This window comes from Clostridium sp. (assembly GCF_026168755.1).
GTDB lineage: Bacteria > Bacillota > Clostridia > Clostridiales > Clostridiaceae > Clostridium.
On sequence record NZ_JAPFDR010000023.1, the window covers coordinates 1 to 23,523 of the forward strand.

At 29.5% G+C, this 23,523-nt stretch carries 19 protein-coding genes and 2 riboswitches; all 19 genes read left to right on the top strand.

Annotated elements, in window-relative coordinates; all coding sequences use genetic code 11:
- Window positions 1–198: 198 nt before the first annotated feature.
- Window positions 199–299, top strand: a riboswitch (purine riboswitch).
- A gap of 86 nt (window positions 300–385) precedes the next feature.
- A complete protein-coding gene (locus Q0Y03_RS09520) occupies window positions 386–955 on the top strand; it encodes a xanthine phosphoribosyltransferase (protein ID WP_297713591.1) in 570 nt (189 codons plus the stop codon).
- 597 nt (window positions 956–1,552) lie between these two features.
- A complete protein-coding gene (locus Q0Y03_RS09525; protein WP_297713592.1) occupies window positions 1,553–4,210 on the top strand; it encodes a cation-translocating P-type ATPase in 2,658 nt (885 codons plus the stop codon).
- A gap of 225 nt (window positions 4,211–4,435) precedes the next feature.
- Window positions 4,436–4,801 carry a metalloregulator ArsR/SmtB family transcription factor gene (locus Q0Y03_RS09530; RefSeq protein WP_297713594.1) on the top strand — a complete coding sequence of 122 codons (366 nt, stop codon included), beginning with the start codon at window positions 4,436–4,438 and terminating at the stop codon, window positions 4,799–4,801.
- A 32-nt stretch (window positions 4,802–4,833) separates the two neighbouring features.
- Complete coding sequence (locus Q0Y03_RS09535) at window positions 4,834–7,032, top strand: heavy metal translocating P-type ATPase (protein WP_297713595.1); 2,199 nt, start codon at window positions 4,834–4,836, stop codon at window positions 7,030–7,032.
- A 405-nt stretch (window positions 7,033–7,437) separates the two neighbouring features.
- Complete coding sequence (locus Q0Y03_RS09540) at window positions 7,438–8,067, top strand: redox-sensing transcriptional repressor Rex (protein ID WP_297713596.1); 630 nt, start codon at window positions 7,438–7,440, stop codon at window positions 8,065–8,067.
- Window positions 8,068–8,463: 396 nt separating this feature from the next.
- Window positions 8,464–9,273 carry a short-chain-enoyl-CoA hydratase gene (locus tag Q0Y03_RS09545; RefSeq protein ID WP_297713597.1) on the top strand — a complete coding sequence of 270 codons (810 nt, stop codon included), beginning with the start codon at window positions 8,464–8,466 and terminating at the stop codon, window positions 9,271–9,273.
- A gap of 77 nt (window positions 9,274–9,350) precedes the next feature.
- A complete protein-coding gene (locus Q0Y03_RS09550) occupies window positions 9,351–10,490 on the top strand; it encodes an acyl-CoA dehydrogenase (RefSeq protein WP_297713598.1) in 1,140 nt (379 codons plus the stop codon).
- A 15-nt stretch (window positions 10,491–10,505) separates the two neighbouring features.
- Complete coding sequence (locus Q0Y03_RS09555; protein ID WP_297713599.1) at window positions 10,506–11,285, top strand: electron transfer flavoprotein subunit beta/FixA family protein; 780 nt, start codon at window positions 10,506–10,508, stop codon at window positions 11,283–11,285.
- Window positions 11,286–11,307: 22 nt separating this feature from the next.
- On the top strand, window positions 11,308–12,336 hold the full coding sequence (locus Q0Y03_RS09560) for an electron transfer flavoprotein subunit alpha/FixB family protein (protein ID WP_297713600.1): 1,029 nt from the start codon (window positions 11,308–11,310) through the stop codon (window positions 12,334–12,336).
- Between the two features lie 202 nt (window positions 12,337–12,538).
- Window positions 12,539–13,387, top strand: coding sequence for a 3-hydroxybutyryl-CoA dehydrogenase (locus Q0Y03_RS09565; protein WP_297713601.1), 849 nt, complete (start codon window positions 12,539–12,541; stop codon window positions 13,385–13,387).
- A gap of 162 nt (window positions 13,388–13,549) precedes the next feature.
- Window positions 13,550–13,930: a PH domain-containing protein gene (locus Q0Y03_RS09570; protein WP_297713602.1), complete on the top strand. Its 381-nt coding sequence runs from the start codon at window positions 13,550–13,552 to the stop codon at window positions 13,928–13,930.
- A 36-nt stretch (window positions 13,931–13,966) separates the two neighbouring features.
- Window positions 13,967–14,389 (top strand): C-GCAxxG-C-C family (seleno)protein, encoded by a 423-nt coding sequence (locus Q0Y03_RS09575; protein ID WP_297713603.1) that lies wholly within the window; start codon window positions 13,967–13,969, stop codon window positions 14,387–14,389.
- A gap of 172 nt (window positions 14,390–14,561) precedes the next feature.
- On the top strand, window positions 14,562–15,485 hold the full coding sequence (locus Q0Y03_RS09580) for a DNA glycosylase (RefSeq protein ID WP_297713604.1): 924 nt from the start codon (window positions 14,562–14,564) through the stop codon (window positions 15,483–15,485).
- A gap of 142 nt (window positions 15,486–15,627) precedes the next feature.
- Complete coding sequence (locus Q0Y03_RS09585; RefSeq protein ID WP_297713605.1) at window positions 15,628–16,692, top strand: M28 family peptidase; 1,065 nt, start codon at window positions 15,628–15,630, stop codon at window positions 16,690–16,692.
- Between the two features lie 253 nt (window positions 16,693–16,945).
- Complete coding sequence (locus Q0Y03_RS09590) at window positions 16,946–18,433, top strand: 4Fe-4S dicluster domain-containing protein (RefSeq protein ID WP_297713606.1); 1,488 nt, start codon at window positions 16,946–16,948, stop codon at window positions 18,431–18,433.
- Window positions 18,434–18,746: 313 nt separating this feature from the next.
- Window positions 18,747–19,031, top strand: a complete 285-nt coding sequence (gene groES, locus Q0Y03_RS09595) for a co-chaperone GroES (protein ID WP_133016411.1) — start codon at window positions 18,747–18,749, stop codon at window positions 19,029–19,031.
- Window positions 19,032–19,048: 17 nt separating this feature from the next.
- Window positions 19,049–20,677, top strand: coding sequence for a chaperonin GroEL (gene groL, locus Q0Y03_RS09600; protein WP_297713607.1), 1,629 nt, complete (start codon window positions 19,049–19,051; stop codon window positions 20,675–20,677).
- A gap of 218 nt (window positions 20,678–20,895) precedes the next feature.
- On the top strand, window positions 20,896–21,645 hold the full coding sequence (locus tag Q0Y03_RS09605) for an A24 family peptidase (protein ID WP_297713622.1): 750 nt from the start codon (window positions 20,896–20,898) through the stop codon (window positions 21,643–21,645).
- Between the two features lie 96 nt (window positions 21,646–21,741).
- Window positions 21,742–21,839, top strand: a riboswitch (purine riboswitch).
- A gap of 166 nt (window positions 21,840–22,005) precedes the next feature.
- Window positions 22,006–23,460 (top strand): IMP dehydrogenase, encoded by a 1,455-nt coding sequence (guaB, locus tag Q0Y03_RS09610; RefSeq protein ID WP_297713608.1) that lies wholly within the window; start codon window positions 22,006–22,008, stop codon window positions 23,458–23,460.
- Window positions 23,461–23,523: the final 63 nt, after the last annotated feature.

Here is a 23,523-nt window from a genome sequence, read left to right on the forward strand (position 1 = left end):
ATCTGCTATCATAGATAGCAGAAACATAGCAATATAATTCAATTAGTTTAAGAATTGTTTCTTTTTTCATACTTTAATTCTAACTAATTTTTATTGCAATGTTTCTTTTTTTATTAAAATTTTAAATATTGATTCGCATTAAAATATATGAAAATAAAATATATATTTACAACAATAATGTTCGTGGTATAATACCAATAAGTGAATTTGTAAAAATCTCGTATAAAATCGGTAATTGGTCCGAAAGTTTCTACCTACTGACCGTAAAACAGTAGACTACGAGGAGTTGAAATTATATTTTTTTATGTATAAGTAGTGTCAACACCTCAATTTATATGAGGTGTTTATTTTTTTATAAAGGTTTTTGTGGAGGAGAGAAAAGATAATGGATATTTTAAAAGAACGTATATTACAAGAAGGTAGAGCATTAAGTGAAACTGTATTAAAGGTTGATTCATTTTTAAATCATGGTGTAGACGCAAGATTAATGTATGATATAGGAACTTATTTTAAGGAATATTATAAAAATCATGGAATTACTAAAATATTTACTATTGAAAGTTCAGGAATAGCACCTACAGTAATGACAGCAATGCAGATGGAGCTTCCTATGGTTACATTAAAAAAGCAAAGCTCTAAAATTCTAAGTGGAGATGTATATCAAACAACAGTACATTCATTTACAAAAGGTTCTGATTATGAATTGACATTATCAAAACAATATATTTCTCCAGAAGATAATATATTAGTAATAGATGATTTTTTAGCAAATGGTGAAGCAGCTTTAGGTGCTATAAGGTTAATTGAAGAAGCTGGAGCAAAGGTTGGAGGAGTAGGAATAGTAATAGAAAAATCATTTCAACCAGGACGAGCTATTTTAGATGAAAAAGGATATGATGTTTGCTCTTTAGCTAGGATTGGAAAGTTAGGAAAAGGAATTATAGAGTTTATTTAATTAAGAAATTATAAATAGTATTAAATTTTATATAGTGATAATAAAAACGCATCAAATTATAAAATGATGCGTTTTTTTATAAATATAATTTTAAAATATCTTAATAAAAGTTAAACGATTTCTATAAACGATTACAAAATGTGCTTTAAAAACACAAAAACAGGAGCATTAGCAGACTACCCCTGTCTCAAACCTATTTTTGCCTGGTAGGTTTATGAATTAATTGTACCATAAAAATACAAATAATTAAATAAAATATTCTTAATATTTTATAAAAGTATATTTTTATTAATTATTACAATAAAAATAATTTATTTTAAAAATATTATGGCTAATAATTGACAAATTGATTTTACTGGAATATAATAATTTCTATAAAAGAAAATATCTCTATTAAAGGGGAGTAGTAAAAAATATAGCATCAACAATCGCGGCTTTTGCCTGGTGTTATATACCAGTTTGGTTACGAGACTTTTAATATAATCCTTAAGTTATCTATACTTAAGTTGAGGATTATATTAAGGGTCTCTTTTTTATTTATTAATAAAAGTGACTAAAGTAATTATAAAAATTTTTTATTAGAAAGAGGAGGATTTTATGGAAAATTATTTTTGTAAAACTACAGAAGAGTCGTTAAAAGAATTTAATGTATCGAAAGAAGGATTAAGTAGTAGACAAGCAGAAGAAAATTTATCTTCTTATGGGTTTAATGAGTTAAATCAAAAAAAGAAGAAAAGTGTTGTACAAGTGTTCTTTAGTCAGTTCAAGGATTTGTTAATATTTATTTTAATTGCAGCTGGAATAATATCTATGCTAAGTGACAATGTAGAAAGCACTATTGTAATATTTGCTGTAATAATTTTAAATGCAATATTAGGAACAGTTCAACATTTTAAGGCAGAACAATCTTTGGATTCGTTAAAAGCATTATCAGCACCATCTGCAAAAGTAATAAGAGATGGAAAAAAGATAGAGGTACCATCAAAAGATGTTGTTCCAGGGGATATTTTAGTTTTAGAAGCAGGAGATTTAATTACTGCTGATGGTAGAGTAATAGAAAGTTATTCATTACAAGTAAATGAAAGCTCACTTACAGGAGAGTCATTAAGTGTAGATAAAGTTACTGATAAGATAGAAAGTCAGGAAGTAGCTTTAGGTGATCAAAAAAATATGGTCTTTTCTGGATCTCTAGTAACTTATGGTAGAGCATTAGTTGTTGTTACAAGTACAGGTATGAAAACAGAAATAGGTAAAATAGCTACTCTTATGGAGGAGACTCAAGAAAAGAAAACTCCACTTCAAGTTAGTTTAGATGACTTTAGTAAAAAGCTTGCTATTATAATATTAGTTATATGTGTAATTGTATTTGGATTATCTTTATATAGAAAAATGCCAGTTCTTGAGTCATTAATGTTTGCAGTTGCTTTAGCGGTTGCAGCTATTCCAGAAGCTTTAAGTTCTATAGTTACTATTGTTTTAGCATTAGGAACTCAAAAGATGGCTAAGGAAAATGCAATTATAAAAAAACTTAGAGCTGTTGAAGGATTAGGCTCAGTTTCTATAATATGTTCAGATAAAACAGGTACTTTAACCCAAAATAAAATGACAGTAAGAAAAGTATATGTTGATGGAAATTTAATTAATGGCTCTGAGATTTCATTAGATAATAAGGTTGAAGAATATTTAATTAAAAATTCTATTTTATGTAATGATTCAACTTCTAAGGATGGAAAAGAAATTGGAGATCCAACAGAAGTAGCATTAGTAAACTTAGGACATGAAATTTTAATAAATGAAATAGAGTTAAGAAGCAAATATGAGAGATTAGCAGAAATTCCATTTGACTCAGATAGAAAACTTATGAGTACACTTCATAAAATTGATAATAAGAATGTCATGTTTACTAAAGGTGCTTTGGACGTTATATTAGATAGAGTTAAATTTATAATGACTTCAGATGGAGTAAGAGAGTTAACAGAAAATGATAAAAATGAAATATTAAATGTAAATAGAAGGTTATCAGAGTCTGGTTTAAGAGTATTATCGTTTGCATATAAAGAGTTAGATGAGGTTAAAGAATTAAATTTAAATGATGAATATAATTATACTTTTATAGGATTAATTTCAATGATTGATCCACCAAGAGAAGAAAGTAAACAAGCTGTTGCAGATTGTATAATGGCAGGTATAAAGCCAATAATGATTACTGGAGACCATAAAATAACAGCATCAGCTATAGCTAAAGAAATAGGTATCTTAAGAGATGGAGATAGAGCAATCGAAGGATTAGAAATAGATAAAATGTCAGATGAGGAGTTAAAAGAAAATATTGAACATATATCTGTTTATGCAAGAGTATCTCCAGAGCATAAAATCAGAATTGTAAGAGCATGGCAAGAAAAGGGACAAATAGTTGCTATGACTGGTGATGGTGTAAATGATGCTCCGGCGTTAAAACAAGCAGACATAGGTATAGCTATGGGTATAACAGGTACTGAAGTATCTAAAGATGCGGCTTCAGTAATTTTAACAGATGATAATTTTGCTACTATAGTAAAATCTGTTTCTAATGGTAGAAGTATTTATAACAATATAAAAAATTCTATAAAGTTTTTATTATCAGGTAATACGTCAGGGATAATTGCAGTTTTATATTCTTCAATTATGGCATTACCAATGCCTTTTGCAGCTGTACATTTATTGTTTATAAATCTTTTAACAGATAGTTTACCAGCTATAGCAATAGGTATGGAACAATCAAATAGAGACTTATTAAAAGATAAACCAAGAGGTAAGGATGAATCTATTTTAAGTAAAGATTTCTTATTAGGATTAGGAGTAGAAGGTTTATTAATTGCTATATTTACAATAATTGCTTTTTATTTAGGAAATCCTATGCAAACACCTTTAACAGCATCAACTATGGCATTTGCAACACTTTGTTTAGCTAGATTATTCCATGGATTCAATTGCAGAGGTAAAGGATCAATATTTAAATTAGGGGTATTCTCTAATAAATATGTTTGGTATGCATTTGGAATAGGATTAGTATTATTGAATGCAGTATTATTTATTCCTGGACTTCAAGTGTTATTTGAGGTAGAGAACTTAATGGTGAGCCAATATATTACAATATATGTATTAGCATTTATACCAACATTAATAATTCAATTTACTAAGGTTATAGGAGAAATAATAAAAAATAAAAAATCAAAAAGTGAAGTTTTAAATACTAGATTAAAAAATATAGCATAGCTTAAAAAAAGTTATAATAGTTAAGTACTCAGATTAGGTTACTAATTTGGGTACTTTTATATTATATAAAAATAAAAGAATTATTTGGGAAAATAATGTTGACTATTTTAATAAGATAAGCATATAATAACAATATAACATATGAACAATTATTCATATATTAAATTATAAAAATAAATATTATTTTAAATACAAATACTATATATGATAGGAGCGAATATACTTATGAAAACTAAAGTTAATAATATTGAAAGTTGCAGTTGTAATGTTATACATGGAGAAGTAGTCAGCGAAGTAAAGGAAAAATTACCAGAAGATGAGACCTTGTATGATTTAGCAGAGTTATTTAAAGTTTTTGGAGATAGTACAAGAATAAAAATACTTTGTGCATTATTTGAATCGGAAATGTGTGTTTGTGATTTATCAGCTTTATTAAATGTTAGTCAATCAGCAATATCTCATCAATTAAGAGTCTTAAAGTCTTCTAGACTTGTTAAATTTAGAAGAGCAGGAAAAATAATTTATTATTCTTTAGATGATGAGCATATTAAGCATATATTTGATGAAGGTTTAAAACATATCACTGAGTAGATATGATTAAGGAATAAGGGGGACAATATTGTATGGAAATTAAGTTAGTTTTGAGTGGATTAAATTGTGCTAATTGTGCCAATAAAATAGAAGCGAAAGTTAATAAAATAAATGGAGTAGAAAATGCCTCATTAAATTTTTCAACAACAGTATTAACAGTAGAGATTAATGGAGATGAAGAAAAAAATAATATAGTAAATGAAATTAAATCAATAATTAAAAAGTTAGAACCTCATGTTAAGGTAATTGAAAAATCAGATAATAAAGATATAAAAGTTAATAAAGCAGGATGTAGTAGTAGGGGTTGTACTGATAGACATGACCATGAAAGTAATAATGAGGAACATCATGGTCATAGTCATACTCATGAATTCAAAGAAAATAATGGTTTTTTAGGGTATGTTAAAGATAACTTATTACTAATAATAGGAGCTATAGTTTATATTATTGCATTAGCTTATAAAAGCAATGAAAACTTATTATCATTTATTTTATTTGGGGTAAGTTATTTGATAATAGGTGGAGAGGTAATATTAAATGCTATTAAGAATATCATAAGGGGGGAAATTTTTGATGAAAACTTCTTAATGAGTATTGCTACAATAGGAGCATTCTTTATTGGAGAATACCCGGAAGCTGTTGCAGTTATGTTGTTTTATCAAATAGGGGAAGTATTCCAAGGATATGCTGTAAATAAATCAAGAAAATCAATATCTTCTCTTATGAATATAAGAGCTGATTACGCAAATGTTTTAAGGAGCGGAAAGGAAATCAAGGTATCACCAGAAGAAGTAGCAATAGATGAAACTATTATTGTTAAACCAGGGGAAAGAGTACCTTTAGATGGTACTGTTTTGGAGGGAAGAAGTTTTGTAGATACTTCTGCATTGACAGGAGAATCAGTACCTCGTGAAGTTACAAGTGGGAATGAAATATTATCAGGTTCAATAAATAATAATGGTGTTTTAAAAGTTAAAGTAGATAAGGAGTATGGAGAATCAACAGTTGCTAGAATATTAGAGTTAGTTGAAAATGCATCTAATAAGAAAGCTCCAACAGAAAAATTTATAACTAAATTTGCAAAAGTGTATACACCTATAGTAGTTGCAATTGCTGTATTAGTGGCTATAATACCACCTATTATAATTAAAGATGCTACTTTTTCAGAGTGGATTTATAAAGCACTTTCTATATTAGTTGTATCTTGTCCTTGTGCTTTAGTTGTTTCAATTCCATTAGGCTTTTTCTCAGGAATAGGAGCTGCTTCTAAAAAAGGTATTTTAGTTAAGGGTGGAAATTATTTAGAGGCACTTAAGGATAGTGAGATAGTAGTATTTGATAAGACTGGAACTTTAACAAAGGGTATATTTGAAGTGACAGAAGTAAATTCTATAAATATGAGTGAAGAAGAATTATTAGAGATTACTGCTATGGGAGAGTCACTTTCAAATCATCCAATTGCAGTATCAATAGCAAAAGCTTATGGAAAGAAAGTCAACAAAGATGAAATAAAAGATTATAAAGAAATTTCAGGTCATGGAATAGAGGTATCTATAAAAGGAAATAATGTTTTACTTGGTAATAGCAAATTAATGAAGAGTAACAATATAGATTATAATGATATAGACTCTATAGGTACAATAGTTCATGTTGCTATTAATGGTGAGTATAAAGGGAATATAGTTATTTCAGATGAAATAAAAGAAAATGTTAAAGAGTCATTATCTGAATTAAAAGAGGTTGGAATAAAGAGAACTATAATGCTTACAGGTGATAATAAAAGTGTAGCTGAAAAAGTAGCAAAGGATATAGGAATAGATGAAGTATATTCAGAGCTTTTACCTGGAGATAAGGTAAGTAAGGTAGAAGAAATATTAAATAAAAGAACCTCAAAAGGTAAGGTATTATTTGTTGGGGATGGAATAAATGATGCGCCAGTTTTAGCAAGAGCTGATATAGGGGTTGCAATGGGAGGAATAGGTTCAGATGCAGCCATAGAAGCAGCTGATGTTGTTTTAATGAAAGATAAAATTGAAGAAATATCAGAATCTATAAGGGTATCTAGAAAAACTAATATAATTTTATGGCAAAATATTATATTCTCATTAGGGATTAAATTTATAGTAATGTTATTAGTTATAGTAGGTTTAACGAATATGTGGGCTGCAGTTTTTGCAGATGTGGGAGTAACATTAATAGCAGTTTTAAATTCAATGAGAATAATTCGATAAATATTGACAAGGAATATCTAATTGACTTATAATAAAGTAAGTCGAGAACATTTTAGGCGTAAGGGCATAGCATACAAGATCACTTTGATTCTTGTATATAAGTCAGATAGTCCATAATATCTGACTTTGCTTCTATACGAGACTTATGTATAACTGATCTGCTAAGTTATACATAAGTCTCTATTTTTTAAATAAGTACGAAAGTTTACCAATCTTTTAAAAAGTTTTCATATGTAAAAATTAATAAAATTAAATAAAATAGTAAAAACTAATTTTGAAAATTATAATAAAAAAATTTACTTATATATTAAAATATAGAAAAAAAATAAAAACTATGTTATTATATTATCAAAGTTTGATTGGGATAGGAATATTATTGAAGTTTATTAAGGAGATTCATATACTATGGACAAAAAGAAAAATGTTTCTATGGCAGTAATTAAAAGATTACCAAAATACCATAGATATTTGAAAGAGTTAATGAGAAATGAAGTAGATAGAATTTCATCTAAAGAATTAGGTGAAAAAATTGGATTTACAGCATCTCAAATAAGACAAGATTTAAATAATTTTGGAGACTTTGGACAACAGGGGTACGGATATAATGTAAAAGAGCTATATAAACAAATAAGTTTAATTTTAGGATTAGATAAAGAATATACAGGAGTAATAATTGGGGCAGGTAATTTAGGTCAGGCAATTGCAAACTATAATAGATTTTCCGAATCTGGTTTATCTATTGAGTGTATTTTTGATGCTAATCCAAAGCTTATAGGAATGAGAATTAGAGATATTGAAATTAAAGATATAGATACATTAGCTCAATACTTACAAGAAAAGACTGTAGATATTGGAATTATATGCGTTCCAAGAATTAATGCACAAAAAGTTACTGATATGCTAGTTAGGGGTGGAGTGAAAGGGATTTGGAACTTTGCACCTGTAGATTTAGTTGTACCTGATGAAGTGAAGGTAGAAAATGTTCATTTATCAGAAAGTTTATTAACTTTAGTATATCTGATGAAAGAGAATTAAAATAGTTGTTGCTTAAGAGCAACAACTATTTTTTTTGTACAAGAAGCTATAAAGATCTTGAAATGGTAAGAAAAGTTGTATCAATTAAAATTAAAAAATTAACATTAGTAAGTATATGTAGTCATAGATGTTAATAATTATACAATGCAAAGTAGGAAGAATGTAGAAAACGTATTCGTAGAAATAGATTGAATAAATGTAATTTATATACTAATTAAGAAAATATTAATTGCAAATGATAAATTTAGATATTATAATTATAAGTGAGTTAAGATTATTCAGAATCTTCTAACCAAAGAAAAAGAAAAAAGAGAGTTTTTTTTAAGATTCTTTGTTAATTATCTAACAATAAAGGGGTATTTATGGTATAGATTGGGTATGATAGGAGGAGATTTTATGGAAATTAAAAATGTTATTTTAAAGGAAGAGTTAAAGAATATAACTCTTGAGAAGGATGGAAATTTAGCTGTTATAACAATAAACAGACCCAAAGCATTAAACGCTCTAAATTCAGATACTTTGAAGGATTTAGATTTAGCTATTACAAATATTGAGAAAGATAGTAATGTTTATTGTGTAATACTTACAGGATCAGGGGAAAAATCTTTTGTTGCTGGGGCAGATATATCTGAAATGAAGTATTTAGATTCTAAAGGTGGAGAGGAATTTGGTATTTTAGGTAATAGAGTATTTAGAAGATTAGAGAATTTAGACAAGCCTGTTATAGCTGCAATTTCAGGATTTGCTTTAGGTGGAGGTTGTGAACTTGCTATGGCATGTGATATAAGAATAGCTTCAGAAAAAGCAAAGTTTGCTCAACCAGAAGCTGGACTTGGAATTACACCAGGATTTGGAGGGACTCAAAGATTACCTAGAATAGTTGGTTTAGGAAAGGCTAAAGAATTAATTTATACTTGTGCAATGATTAATGCTGAAGAAGCTTTAAGAATTGGGTTAGTTAATAAAGTTGTTCCAGTAGAAAGTTTAATGGAAGAAGCTAAAAAAATGGCATCTACTATTTGTGCCAATGCGCCAATAGCAGTTAAGCTTTGTAAGGATGCCATTAATAGGGGTATGCAAGTAGATATAGATAAAGCTATTGAAATTGAAGCAGAAGATTTCGGTAAATGCTTTGATTCTGAAGATCAAGTGGAAGGAATGACTGCATTCTTAGAAAGAAGAGCAAAGAACTTCCAAAATAAGTAGTTATTTAATTAAATTTAAATATATAAGCAAGTGTATTGTACACATAAATGAGGGTATTGCAGGGAGGTAAAAAAGCAATGAATTTTGGATTAACTAGAGAACAAGAGTTAGTAAGACAAATGGTAAGAGAATTTGCAGTTAATGAAGTAAAACCAATAGCTGCTGAAATTGATGAAACAGAAAGATTTCCAATGGAAAATGTAAAGAAAATGGCTGAACTAGGAATGATGGGTATACCATTTCCTAAAGAGTTAGGTGGAGCTGGTGGAGATGTATTATCATATATCATCTCAGTAGAAGAATTATCAAAAGTTTGTGGAACAACAGGGGTTATTGTTTCAGCTCATACTTCGCTTTGTGCTTCATTAATATATGAAAACGGAACTCCAGCACAAAAAGAAAAATATTTAGTACCACTTGCTAAAGGCGAAAAGATCGGTGCTTTTGGTTTAACTGAACCGGGTGCAGGTACAGATGCTGCAGGACAACAAACTACAGCTGTATTAGATGGAGATAATTATATTTTAAATGGTTCTAAGATATTCATCACAAATGGTGGTGTTGCTGAGACTTTCATAGTATTTGCTATGACTGATAAGTCACAAGGAACTAGAGGAATATCAGCTTTCATAGTTGAAAAAGGCTTCCCTGGATTCTCAATTGGTAAAAAAGAAGATAAGTTAGGAATTAGAGCATCTTCTACAACTGAGCTTATATTTGAAAACTGTATAGTTCCAAAAGAAAACTTAATTGGTAAAGAAGGTAAGGGATTTGGTATAGCAATGAAAACTCTTGATGGAGGAAGAATTGGTATAGCTGCTCAAGCTTTAGGAATTGCAGAAGGAGCTTATGAGGAAACTATTAAATATATGAAAGAAAGAAAACAATTTGGTAGATCTTTATCAGCATTCCAAGGATTACAATGGATGATTGCTGAGATGGAAACAAAAATTGAAGCTGCTAAGTTATTAGTTTATAAAGCTGCATGGCTTAAACAAAATAAGCTTCCGTATTCAGTAGATGCTGCCAAAGCAAAATTATTTGCTGCTGAAGTTGCTATGGATGTAACAACTAAGGCTGTTCAACTTCATGGTGGATACGGATATACTAAGGAATATCCGGTTGAAAGAATGATGAGAGATGCTAAAATAACTGAAATCTATGAAGGAACTTCAGAAGTTCAAAAGATGGTTATTGCAGGCGCTGCATTAAGATAAGGGGAGGCTTTAATAATGAAAATAGTAGTTTGTTTAAAACAAGTACCAGATACAACTGTTGTAAAAATTGATCCAAAAACAGGAACTCTTATAAGAGATGGTGTTCCTTCAATAATAAATCCAGAAGATAAGCATGCTTTAGAAGCTGCATTACAATTAAAAGACAATTATGGGGCACACGTGACTGTAATTAGCATGGGACCTCCTCAAGCAAAGAATGCATTAAGAGAAGCTTTGTGTATGGGAGCAGATGAAGCTATTCTTTTAACTGATAGAGCATTTGGAGGAGCTGATACATTAGCAACTTCAAAAACAATTGCAGCAGCAATTAAAGAATTAGAATACGATATAATTTTTGCTGGAAGACAAGCTATAGATGGAGATACTGCACAAGTTGGACCAGAAATAGCAGAACACTTAAATGTTCCTCAAGTAACATATGTACAAGATGTTAAAATTGATGAGGATGGATTAATAGTTAATAGAGCATTAGAAGATGGATATGAATTAATAAGAGCTCAAACTCCAGTTCTTTTAACAGCAATTGAAGAATTAAATCATCCAAGATATATGAACGTTCAATATATATTTGATACAGTAGATAAAGAAGTAAAAATGATGACTGCAGCAGATATTGATGTACCAGTTGAAGAACTAGGATTAAAGGGTTCACCAACAAAGGTTAAAAAATCAATGACTAAAGAAGCTAAGGGCGCAGGAGAAATTGTTAAGGAATCAGCTCCAGAAGCAGTAGCATATGTTTTAGGAAAGTTAAAAGAAAAGCACTATATCTAAGATAATAGGAGGGTAATTGGAGATGAATATAGCAGAATATAATGGCGTTTGGGTATTCGCTGAACAAAGAAATGGTGAATTACAAAAGGTTTCTTTAGAAATATTAGGAGAAGGTAGAAGGTTAGCAGATGAATTAGGAGTTAATCTTACTGCTGTATTATTAGGAAATAATGTAGCTTGTTTAGCTGATATTTTAGGTGAACATGGTGCTGATGAAATACTAGTAGCTGAACATGAAGAATTAGAAAATTATACAACAGATGGATATACAAAAGTTCTTTGTGATTTAGCAAATGAAAGAAAGCCAGGAATATTATTTATTGGAGCTACTTTCATAGGTAGAGATTTAGGTCCAAGAGTTGCAGCTAGACTTTCAACAGGATTAACTGCAGATTGTACATCTTTAGAAGTAGATGTTACTAATGGAGATTTACTTGCAACAAGACCTGCATTTGGTGGTAACTTAATGGCAACAATTGCTTGTCCGAATCATAGACCACAAATGGCTACAGTAAGACCAGGAGTATTTTCAAAATTAACTGAAAAGAAAGAGAATTATAATATAGAAAAGGTTGAGGTTAATTTAGAAGCATCAGATATTAGAACTACAGTTTTAGAAATAGTTAAAGCTAACAAAGATATAGTTGATATCAGCGAAGCTAAAGTTATAGTTGCTGGTGGTAGAGGAGTTGGAAGTAAAGAAAACTTTGAACTTTTAAAAGAGTTAGCAACTGTTTTAGGAGGAGTTGTTGGTGCATCAAGAGGTGCAGTAGATAAAGGATGGGTAGAAAGAGATTATCAAGTTGGACAAACTGGTAAGACTGTAAGACCAACAATATATATTGCTTGTGGTATTTCAGGGGCAATTCAACATGTTGCTGGTATGCAAGAAGCAGATATGATAATAGCTATTAATAAAGATGAAACTGCTCCAATTATGAAGGTTGCTGATTACGCCATAGTTGGTGATTTAAATAAGGTTATACCAGAAATGGTAAACAAGTTAAAAGAATCTGTAGAAACTGAAGAACCGTTAGTTTGCAGAGTTTAATATAGTATGGGTAAAAGGTATAAAATTATATAAATAAAAATGGGATATTTGAGAATTAATAAGGTGAAAAATTAATAAGTACTTAATTTGAAGTAAAATATGTTTAAAATTTTAATTTCTAACTTCCAAATTTTAATTTCTATGTTAATAACTAATAATGAGTTACTTTTAATTTTTCACTTAATAAAGGAGAGAGATTATTATGGAAAAGATTTTTGTTTTAGGTGCGGGAACTATGGGTGCTGGAATAGTTCAAGCTTTTGCTCAAAAGGGTTATGAAGTTATCGTTAGAGATATAAAGGATGAGTTTGTTGAAAGAGGACTTGCTGGAATCAATAAGAGCTTATCTAAATTAGTTTCTAAGGGAAAGATGACAGAGGAAGCTAAGGAAGAGATATTATCTAGGATTTCAGGAACTACTGACATGAATTTAGCTGCAGACTGTGACTTAGTTGTTGAAGCTGCAATTGAAAATATGAAAATTAAAAAAGAAATATTTGCTGAGTTAGATAAGATTTGTAAGCCAGAAACTATTTTAGCTTCAAATACTTCTTCTTTATCAATAACAGAAGTTGCTTCAGCAACTAGTAGACCAGAAAAGGTTATAGGAATGCATTTCTTTAACCCAGCCCCAGTAATGAAGCTTGTTGAAATTATTAGGGGTATGGCTACATCACAAGAAACTTTTGATGCTGTTAAGGAATTATCTTTAGCAATTGGTAAGGAGCCAGTAGAAGTAGCAGAAGCACCAGGATTTGTAGTTAATAGAATACTTATCCCAATGATTAACGAAGCTTCATTTATTCTTCAAGAGGGAATTGCATCAGTTGAAGACATAGATACAGCTATGAAATTTGGTGCAAATCACCCAATGGGACCTTTAGCATTAGGAGATTTAATTGGATTAGATGTTTGTTTAGCTATCATGGATGTTTTATATAATGAAACAGGAGATACTAAATATAGAGCTAGTAGCACTTTAAGAAAATATGTTAGAGCTGGATGGTTAGGTAGAAAAACTGGAAGGGGATTCTACAATTATAATGCTTAATTGATTTTATAAAATATTTGCTTGTATATTTAAAAAGAATAAAAATGAGATTTGATTTAATAATAAAAGGTAATTGCTGATGGGTAGTTACCTTTTATTGTTTTATGATATAATTGTAATAAAATTTTATGATACAAATGTGTATCAGGGAGGAATTTATGTATGGAAGAAAATAATAAGAGAGTGTTTAATTTTTATGGAGAGATAGAAATTCCACAATCATTAATGGCTTTTGTGAGTAGAAATGAGCGAGCTTTATTTGCTGTAAAGACTGTTAGAGATGCGGCATTATTTACAAATAAAAAAGTATTAATATGTGATAAACAAGGTATTACTGGAAAAAAGACTGAGTATTATGCAATACCTTATAACAAGATAGTAACTTATGCAATAGAGACAGCAGGGCATTTTGATATTGATTCTGAAATTAAGTTATTTTTAACAGGAGGAATAGAAATAGAAATGCAATTCTTAAGAGGTAAAAATATGGATCAACTTCTTGGAAAGGTATTTAATGTTATAAATGAATATGTAACTTTATAAAAATTTTAATTTAAGATAGAAAGAGAGAATAGTTAAATGTTATTAGAAAACACAATGAAATATTACGATAAAAAGTATGATTTGAACTGTGCTGAATGTATTCTTGTAGCGGCTAATGAAGAGTATAACTTAAATATTTCTAAACAAACTTTAATGACTATGGCATCATTTGGTGGTGGAATGGCTATAGGAAGCACATGCGGTGCAGCAACAGGTGCAATAGCAACTTTAGGTATTATGTTTACTGATGATAGAGGGCATAATAGTCCTCATGTAAGAGAAATGACAGGTAAATTTTTAAGTGAATTTAATAGAAGAATGGAAACGTTAGATTGTATACCGCTAAAGGAAAAATATTATGATGCTGAGAGAAGATGTGAAAAGATGATGATTGTATCAGCTGAGGTTCTAGAGGAAATAATAAATGAATATAAGCAATTATACTCAATAAATAGATAAGTTTAGCAGTCTAAGTTTTATTATTGAAAAATCATATTACTTAATATAGTATAATAAATATAGACTATTTATTAATAATAATTTTCTATGGAATATAAAATTATAAACTTAGAAAAAATAAAAAAATAGTAATTATAATTTTATGGGTTATCATAAATAATGAGGTGTAAATATGAATTATACAAATATAATAGAGAAAGAGAATTCAGTAATATTAGATAATGTTAAAGATTTTAATATAAAACAAATATTAGAATGTGGTCAATGCTTTAGATGGGAAAGAATTAGTGATACAAATTACATAATTGTTGCATATAGAAGAGTTATAGAAGTTATTCAAGATGGAAGCAAAGTAATAATTCTTAATACTAATATGAAAGATTTTGATGAAATATGGAAGGATTACTTTGATTTAAATGTCAATTATGAAGAGGTAAAAGAAGAATTATCAAAAGATGAGCTTTTAAAGAAGAGTGTTGAATTTGGTTATGGTATAAGAATATTAAATCAAGATCCTTTTGAGATGTTAATAAGCTTTATAATATCTGCAAGAAATAGTATTCCTTCAATAATGAAAACTATTAAAAAGATATCTGAAAGATGGGGAGATAAAATTGAGTATAAAGGAAATGTATATTATGCTTTTCCAACTCCAGAGCAATTAAAGGAAGCAACTTTAGAAGAAATAAAGGAAACAGGAGCATCTTTTAGAAGTAAATACATAATAGATACTATATTAAAAGTTAATGATGCAATTGAAGCTAAAAATAATGGAACTTTAAATGAAGAATTACAACAATTTGATTTGGAGTATATAAAGTCATTACCAGTTGATGAATGTCATAAAGCTCTTCAAAACTTTATGGGTGTAGGAGCTAAAGTTGCTGATTGCATAATGTTATTTTCAATGAGCAAGCATTCAGCTTTTCCAGTTGATGTATGGATAAAGAGAGCAATGATTCATTTTTACTTAGCACCAGATGTATCATTAAATAAGATAAGAGTTTTTGGTAGAGATAAATTTGGAGAGCTTGCAGGCCTTGCACAACAATACTTATTTTATTATGCAAGAGAAAATAATATAAAAGTTGAGTAATTAAAATTATAAAAAATATTGGGAAACTAATTTTAGTTTAGGGGGAAATAGAATTTGATAGATAAAAAATAGGAATATATTTAATAATAAGTGGGAAATATAAGGGAAATGATTAGAATTTAATATATTGAGGGAGATTATTATGAATATAAAAAATAAATTAATATCTATTATATCAAGTATATTAGCTTTAAATTTACTTTTCACTGGATGTAGCAGTTCGTTAGATAAAGATGTGTCTAGCAAGGACATAGTAACTTATGAAGAAAGTTTAAATACTGAAGCAGGTAAAAATCCTGAGCAATTAGATGTAAAAAGTATAATGAGTGAGCTTACATCTGATGAATATTTATCTAGAGTTGTTGGAACTGATGAAAATACTAAATCAGCAGAATTTATAAAGAATTACTTTGAAGCTGCAGGTTTAGAGCCATTTAATGATGGGAGTTTTTATCATGAAGTTTATTTAAATAAAGAAATGAGATCTATATTTAATCCAAATGAAGAAAATAACAATAAGGTAAATAATATTATTGGAGTAATAAAGGGAAAGGATAGCTCTAAAGCAGTTGTAATTTCTGCTCATCTTGATCATGTTACTGTAAGAGAAAGAGTAGGAGAAACATCTAGTAGTGATGATTCAAAAATAAAAGTAACAAAAATTCAAGGAGCTATTGATAATGCTTCAGGAATAGCAGTATTACTTGAATCAGCTAAAAATTTAACTAAATATTATAAAAATGAGAAACCTGAATATGATATAATTTTCGCTGCTTTTAATGCAGAAGAATTAGGGTTAATAGGGAGTTCAAAATTTGTAGAAGAATTTAAGGGGAATTATGAAGATTGGTATAATATAAATATTGATTGTGTAGGCATGAAGGGTAATGAAGGTTTAGCAATTAAAAATACTAGCCCATTATGTGAAGAATTATATGATGATTTTATAGAGGTATTAGATGAGGATAAAGTTTATTATGAAATGGTTCCATATGCTAGAAATGAAGATGGTAGAATAGTAGGTAGTAGTGATCATATGTCATTTAGAAGAGGGAATGATGCATCTTTAGTAATTGGTCAAGATGGAATAGTCGGCATTGTTCATAGTGAATCAGATAATATGTCTATAGTGGATTTTGAATTGATAGAGAGTATTAAAGATGCTTTAGTTGATTTCATAATAAAGAATGATAATAAAATTTATTAAAATTTATTATTAAGGAGTCTTATGAATTTATTTTATAAGGCTCTTTTTATATTTAAAAATAAGGGAGATTTAGGCTTTTTATTTGATAATAAATAAGAATAATTTATCTAATTTTAAGGAAATATGTCTTATAATGCAAAACAATTTATATAAACAAAATTATCAGAATATTACAAAAAAATAACTTGAAAATGGAAAAATATTGTATAATTAGAATTGGGATACAGCGAACAATAAACAGGGGAGTGATGATATGTTTAAGTTTGAAACTCAGCTTAAAAAATTAAAGCATGAGGTATTAACAGAGGTAGCAAAGCTTGCTAAAAATGATGATATAACTTTAGAAAGTATTGAAAAAGTTCCTTATGAAGTTATTAAGGGAGATGTAGCACATTATAGGTGTTGCGTTTATAAAGAAAGAGCTATAGTTTTAGAAAGAGCTAAGCTTGCAGCTGGATATTTAGCAAATGGTGATAATGCAGAAGAATCATTAATAGATATTAAGCCAGATGAGCAAATTATTTATGTTATAGAGGCAGCTTGTGATAGATGTCCTATAAATAAATTTAATGTAACAGATTCATGTAGAAACTGTATTGCACATAGATGTAAAGAAGCATGTAATTTTGGTGCAATAACAATTGTTAATGGACGAGCATATATAAATCAAGAGCTATGTAAAGAATGTGGAGGGTGTAAAAAAGCATGTCCTTATGATGCCATATCAGAAGTTATGAGACCTTGTAAGAGAGCTTGTCCAACAGGAGCTTTAGATATAAATCAAGATGATAGAAGAGCTATGATTAAAGAAGAAATTTGTGTTAATTGTGGCTCATGTATGAGATCATGTCCATTTGGAGCTATTTCAGACAAGAGCTTAATAGTTCCGGTTGTAAAGAGATTAGCTAGACATAGAAAAATGTATGCAGTAGTTGCACCTGCTATAACAGGGCAATTTGGACCAACAATGAATTATGGAAAAATAAGAAATGCAATTAAAGCTATTGGATTTGAAGATATGATAGAGGCAGCATTAGGAGCAGATGCAGTTACAGTTCATGAAGCTAATGAATTTGTAGAAAGAATGGAAAGAGGAGATAAATATATGACAAACTCCTGTTGTCCAGGCTTCTTAAGTTTTATTGAGAAGGTTAATCCAACAGAAAAGGATAGAGTTTCAGGAACAGTTTCTCCAATGGTTGCAGCAGCTAGATATATTAAGAAAAATGATCCAGAAGCAAAGGTTGTATTTATAGGACCTTGTACAGCTAAAAAGGGAGAAGCAGTTAGGATAGGAATAGCTGATGCTGTTGATTATGTTTTAACATTTGAAGAGTTACTTGCTTTATTTGAAGCATTTGAGGTTAATCCATTTGAATGTGAAGAAGAGAATGTTAATGATGCATCTATATTCGGAAGAGGATTTGGTGCAGCAGGTGGTTTAACAGCTGCTATTAAGAATTATGTACAAGATTCTGGAGTAAATGTTGAGTTTAAACCAGTTCAAGTTTCAGGACTTGATTGTAAAAAGACTATGATGCTTGCTAAAATGGGAAAACTACCAGGAAACTTTATTGAAGGTATGATGTGTGAGGGTGGATGTATTAATGGTGCAGGAACAATAGTGCCTCCACTTAGAGCAAAAGCTGCATTTAATAAGATTAATAATGGAACAACAATTAAGGCTGTACTTAAAAATGAAGCACTTAATAAGTTTGATGATGTTGATTTAGAAAGATAATATATTCCTTTGATAAAAGGGGAAATTTGCAAAAAAATGACTAGCTATGAGTTTATGATTTTTAAAGTAAATTCATAGCTTTTATAATATAATAACAAGATATAAGTTTGCATAATAAAAATATTAGAAAAATAATGGAAATCAAAGTAAATTGAAAATAAATTAGAATAATTAGTAATATTTGACCTTAGTAAGGTAATAATATAGAAAGTAATTGTTGAAAGATTACAGTTAAAATTATATTATAAATATAAAGATGTTAGCACTCTAATGAAGTGAGTGCTAAACAAGAAAAATATAGGAGGGTTTATTTATGAATATAAAGCCATTAGGTGATAGAGTAGTAATACAAAAATTAGAAGCTGAAACAACTACAAAGAGCGGAATACTTTTAACAGGAACAGCAAAGGAGCAACCACAAGAAGCTAAGGTAGTAGCAATAGGACCAGGAGCAATGGTAGAAGGTAAGAGAGTTCCGATGGATGTAGAAGTTGGAAATAAGGTATTATATTCTAAATATGCAGGAACAGACGTAAAAGTTGACGGTGAAGAATATATAATATTAAAACAAGATGATATATTAGCAATAGTAGAATAGTTGGGAGGTATATTAATATGGCAAAAATGATTCAATTTGGTGAAGAAGCTAGAAGATCAATGCAAGTTGGTGTTGATAAGTTAGCAGATACAGTTAAGGTTACTTTAGGGCCTAAAGGTAGAAATGTAGTTTTAGATAAGAAGTTTGGTTCACCACTTATAACTAATGATGGTGTTTCAATTGCAAGAGAAATAGAGTTAGAAGATCCATATGAAAACATGGGAGCTCAATTAGTAAAGGAAGTTGCAACAAAGACTAATGATGTTGCAGGGGATGGTACTACTACAGCTACTCTTTTAGCTCAAGCTATTATAAGAGAGGGTTTAAAAAATGTAACAGCTGGTGCAAATCCAATGTTAATTAGAAATGGTATAAGAACAGCTGTTGATACAGCAGTTAAGGAAATATTAGAAATATCTAAACCAGTTAGTGGTAAGGAAGATATAGCTAGAGTTGCAGCTATTTCGGCAGCTGATAATGAAATCGGTAAGCTTATTTCAGATGCTATGGAGAAGGTAGGCAATGAAGGAGTTATTACTGTTGAAGAATCTAAATCAATGGGTACTGAATTAGATGTTGTTGAAGGTATGCAATTTGATAGAGGATATGTTTCAGCATATATGGTAACAGATACAGAAAAGATGGAAGCTTTATTAGATAATCCACTTATATTAATAACAGATAAGAAGATTACAAACATACAAGAAATACTACCTATATTAGAGCAAATTGTTCAAACAGGTAAGAAGTTATTAATAATTGCTGAGGATATTGAAGGAGAAGCAATGGCTACATTAGTAGTTAATAAATTAAGAGGAACATTTAATTGTGTTGCTGTTAAAGCTCCTGGATTTGGTGATAGAAGAAAAGAAATGCTTCAAGATATAGCTATTTTAACAGGTGGGCAAGTAATTTCTGAAGAGTTAGGAAGAGATTTAAAAGAAACTACTTTAGAAATGCTAGGGCAAGCTGAAAGTGTTAAGATAACTAAGGATAACACTACTATTGTAAATGGTAGAGGAGATAGCAATGCTATTAAGGAAAGAGTTAATCAAATAAGAAGTCAAATAGAAGAAACTACTTCTGAATTTGATAAAGAAAAATTACAAGAAAGATTAGCTAAACTTTCTGGTGGTGTTGCAGTAATAAAAGTTGGTGCGGCTACAGAAACAGAACTTAAAGAAAGAAAGCTTAGAATTGAAGATGCTTTAGCTGCTACTAAGGCTGCAGTTGAAGAAGGTATAGTACCAGGTGGTGGAACTGCTTATGTTAATGTAATTAACAAAGTTGCAGAATTAAAATCAGATGTTGCTGATACACAAGTTGGTATAAATATCATAGTTAGAGCATTAGAAGAACCAATGAGACAAATAGCTACTAATGCAGGAGTTGAAGGTTCTGTAATTATAGAAAAAATTAAAAACTCTGAAACTGGAATGGGATATGATGCATTACATGATGAGTATGTAAATATGCTTAAGGCTGGAATAGTAGATCCAACTAAGGTTACAAGAAGTGCACTTCAAAATGCTGCATCTGTAGCATCAACATTCTTAACAACAGAAGCAGCTGTTGTTGATATTCCGCAAAAAGAAGCTCCAATGCCAGGTGCACCAGGAATGGGTGGAATGGATGGAATGTACTAATTAAGTACAAAATAAATAATATTTATAAATATGTATGATTGGGAGGATTCAAATTTGAATCCTCCTTTTATTGTGTATAAAAATTTGTATATGTGTTAATTATATTAAAATATAGAAAATATTAATATAAAGGATCTGTATAACCGATATACTATCTAATCTAAGAGTAGGTTAATTTTCATTAATTAAGTAATATTTTATTAGGATAAGGGGGAGTAATTAAAATGGTTTTAATAATATTATTAGGATTGATAATAGGAAGTTTTCTAAATGTTTGTATATATAGGATTTCTAGAGAAGAATCAATATCTTTTCCACAATCACATTGTACAAGTTGTGGATATAATTTAAAGCCAAAGGATTTAATTCCAGTTTTTAGCTATATATTTTTAGGTGCTAGATGTAGAAGGTGTAAAGAAAAGATATCAATAAGATATCCATTAGTTGAAATTTTAAACGCATGTCTATATTTATTAATTTATTTGAAATATGGATTGACTTTAGATTTTTTTAAATTCTGCTTATTTGTATCACTTTTAATAGTGATAGGATTTATTGATTTTGAAACTAAATATGTGTATAATTCAACAGTTATATTTGGAATAGTTTCAGGGATAATATTTAATATATTAATGTGGATAGAAACTAAAGCAATACTATGGAATTACATAGTTGGAACGTTTATAGGGTTTGGAGTTATTTATCTTATAGTGATTTTAACTCATGGTATGGGTGAAGGTGATATTGATATTGCATTGATTTGTGGATTGTTTTTAGGTATTGAAGGTATTATTGTTACTTTATTTATATCTATAATTCTTGGTGGTATTATAGCAGGATTAATTTTAATTTTTAAGATTAAGGATAAAAAAGCGGAAATTGCATTTGGACCTTACTTAGCAATTGGGGGAGTAATTACATGTATTTATGGAAGTTTATTAATAGAAACGTATTTTAAATGTTTTTAGTATGAGTTTAAATTAAATAATAAAATAAAAATAGTATTATAAAATTGATGTATTGACAAGCTATATTGTATAAACTATAATAATAAAAAGCAAAAAAACACGAATAATAAAAAGGCTCATATAAACCCTGAATATGGCAGGGAGTTTCTACTGAAAACCTTAAATTTTCATCTATGAGTGAATTTAATATATTTTTTCTAAACACGAATAATGTGTAAGATAAAAGCATATTAACGTTCACTTATAGATAGAGGACTTAATATGCTTATTTTTATTTGGTGGGTTCCCAAAATGACTAAATAAGAATTGCATTTATCACATATATAGAAAGATAAATAATAATGATAGGAGAGATTAAGTATGGCAAGAATATTAAAAACAGCTTACACATTTGATGATGTATTATTAGTACCAAATAAATCAGAAGTTTTACCACATCAAGTTAGTTTAAAAACTCAATTAACAAAAACAATAACATTAAACATACCATTAATGAGTGCTAGTATGGATACAGTTACTGAATCAAAAATGGCTATAGCTATGGCTAGAGAAGGTGGAATCGGAATTATTCACAAAAATATGCCAATAGAAGACCAAGCAAAAGAAGTTGATAGAGTTAAAAGACAAGAAAATGGAGTAATTACAGATCCAATATTCTTAAATGAAAACCATACTGTAAGAGAAGCATTAGATTTAATGGCTCAATATAGAATATCAGGTGTTCCAGTAACAAGAGGAACTAAATTAGTTGGAATTATAACTAACAGAGATATAGTATTTGAAACAAATTATGATAAGATAGTTTCAGATGTTATGACTAAGAGTCCATTAGTAACAGCTCCAGAAGGAACTACTTTAGATGAGGCTTTAGAAATATTAAAGACTCATAAAATAGAAAAATTACCTTTAGTTGATAAAGAGAATAATTTAAAAGGACTTATAACAATAAAAGATATAGAAAAAGTTAGAGCATACCCAAATGCAGCAAAAGATTCAAGAGGAAGACTTCTTTGCGGAGCATCTGTTGGTATAACTAATGATATGATGGATAGGGTTGATGCTTTAGTTAAGGCTCAAGTTGATGTTATTACATTAGATACAGCTCATGGACATTCAAAAGGAGTTATTGAAGGAGTTAAGAAGATAAAAGCTAAATATCCTGAACTTCAAATAATTGCTGGTAATGTTGCAACTGCGGAAGCTACAAGAGATTTAGCAGAGGCTGGAGCTGACTGTATTAAAGTTGGTATTGGACCAGGATCTATTTGTACAACAAGAATAGTTGCAGGGGTAGGGGTTCCTCAATTAACTGCAGTTATGGATTGTGCTGAAGAAGGAAGAAAACATGGAGTTCCAGTAATTGCTGATGGAGGACTTAAGTATTCAGGAGATATAGTTAAGGCTTTAGCTGGTGGAGCTTGTGCTTGTATGATGGGATCAATGCTTGCAGGTTGTGAAGAAGCACCAGGAGAAATGGAAATATATCAAGGAAGAAGCTATAAAGTTTACAGAGGAATGGGTTCTTTAGGAGCTATGGAAAAAGGTTCATCTGATAGATACTTCCAAAATGGAACTAAAAAGTTTGTTCCAGAAGGTGTTGAAGGAAGAGTTGCTTATAAAGGTGTAGTAGCAGATACTTTATATCAATTAATTGGTGGAATTAGATCTGGTATGGGATACCTTGGAGCTCCAACTTTAGAAGATTTATATGAAAACGCAGGATTTGTTGTTCAAACAGCATCAGGAATAAGAGAAAGTCATCCACATGATATAAACATAACTAAGGAAGCTCCAAACTATAGCGTTAGAGAGTAATTATTTAGTTAGAGATTAATAGTAAATAGATGATAGTTGAGGGAATTCTTAAGGAAGTTTACC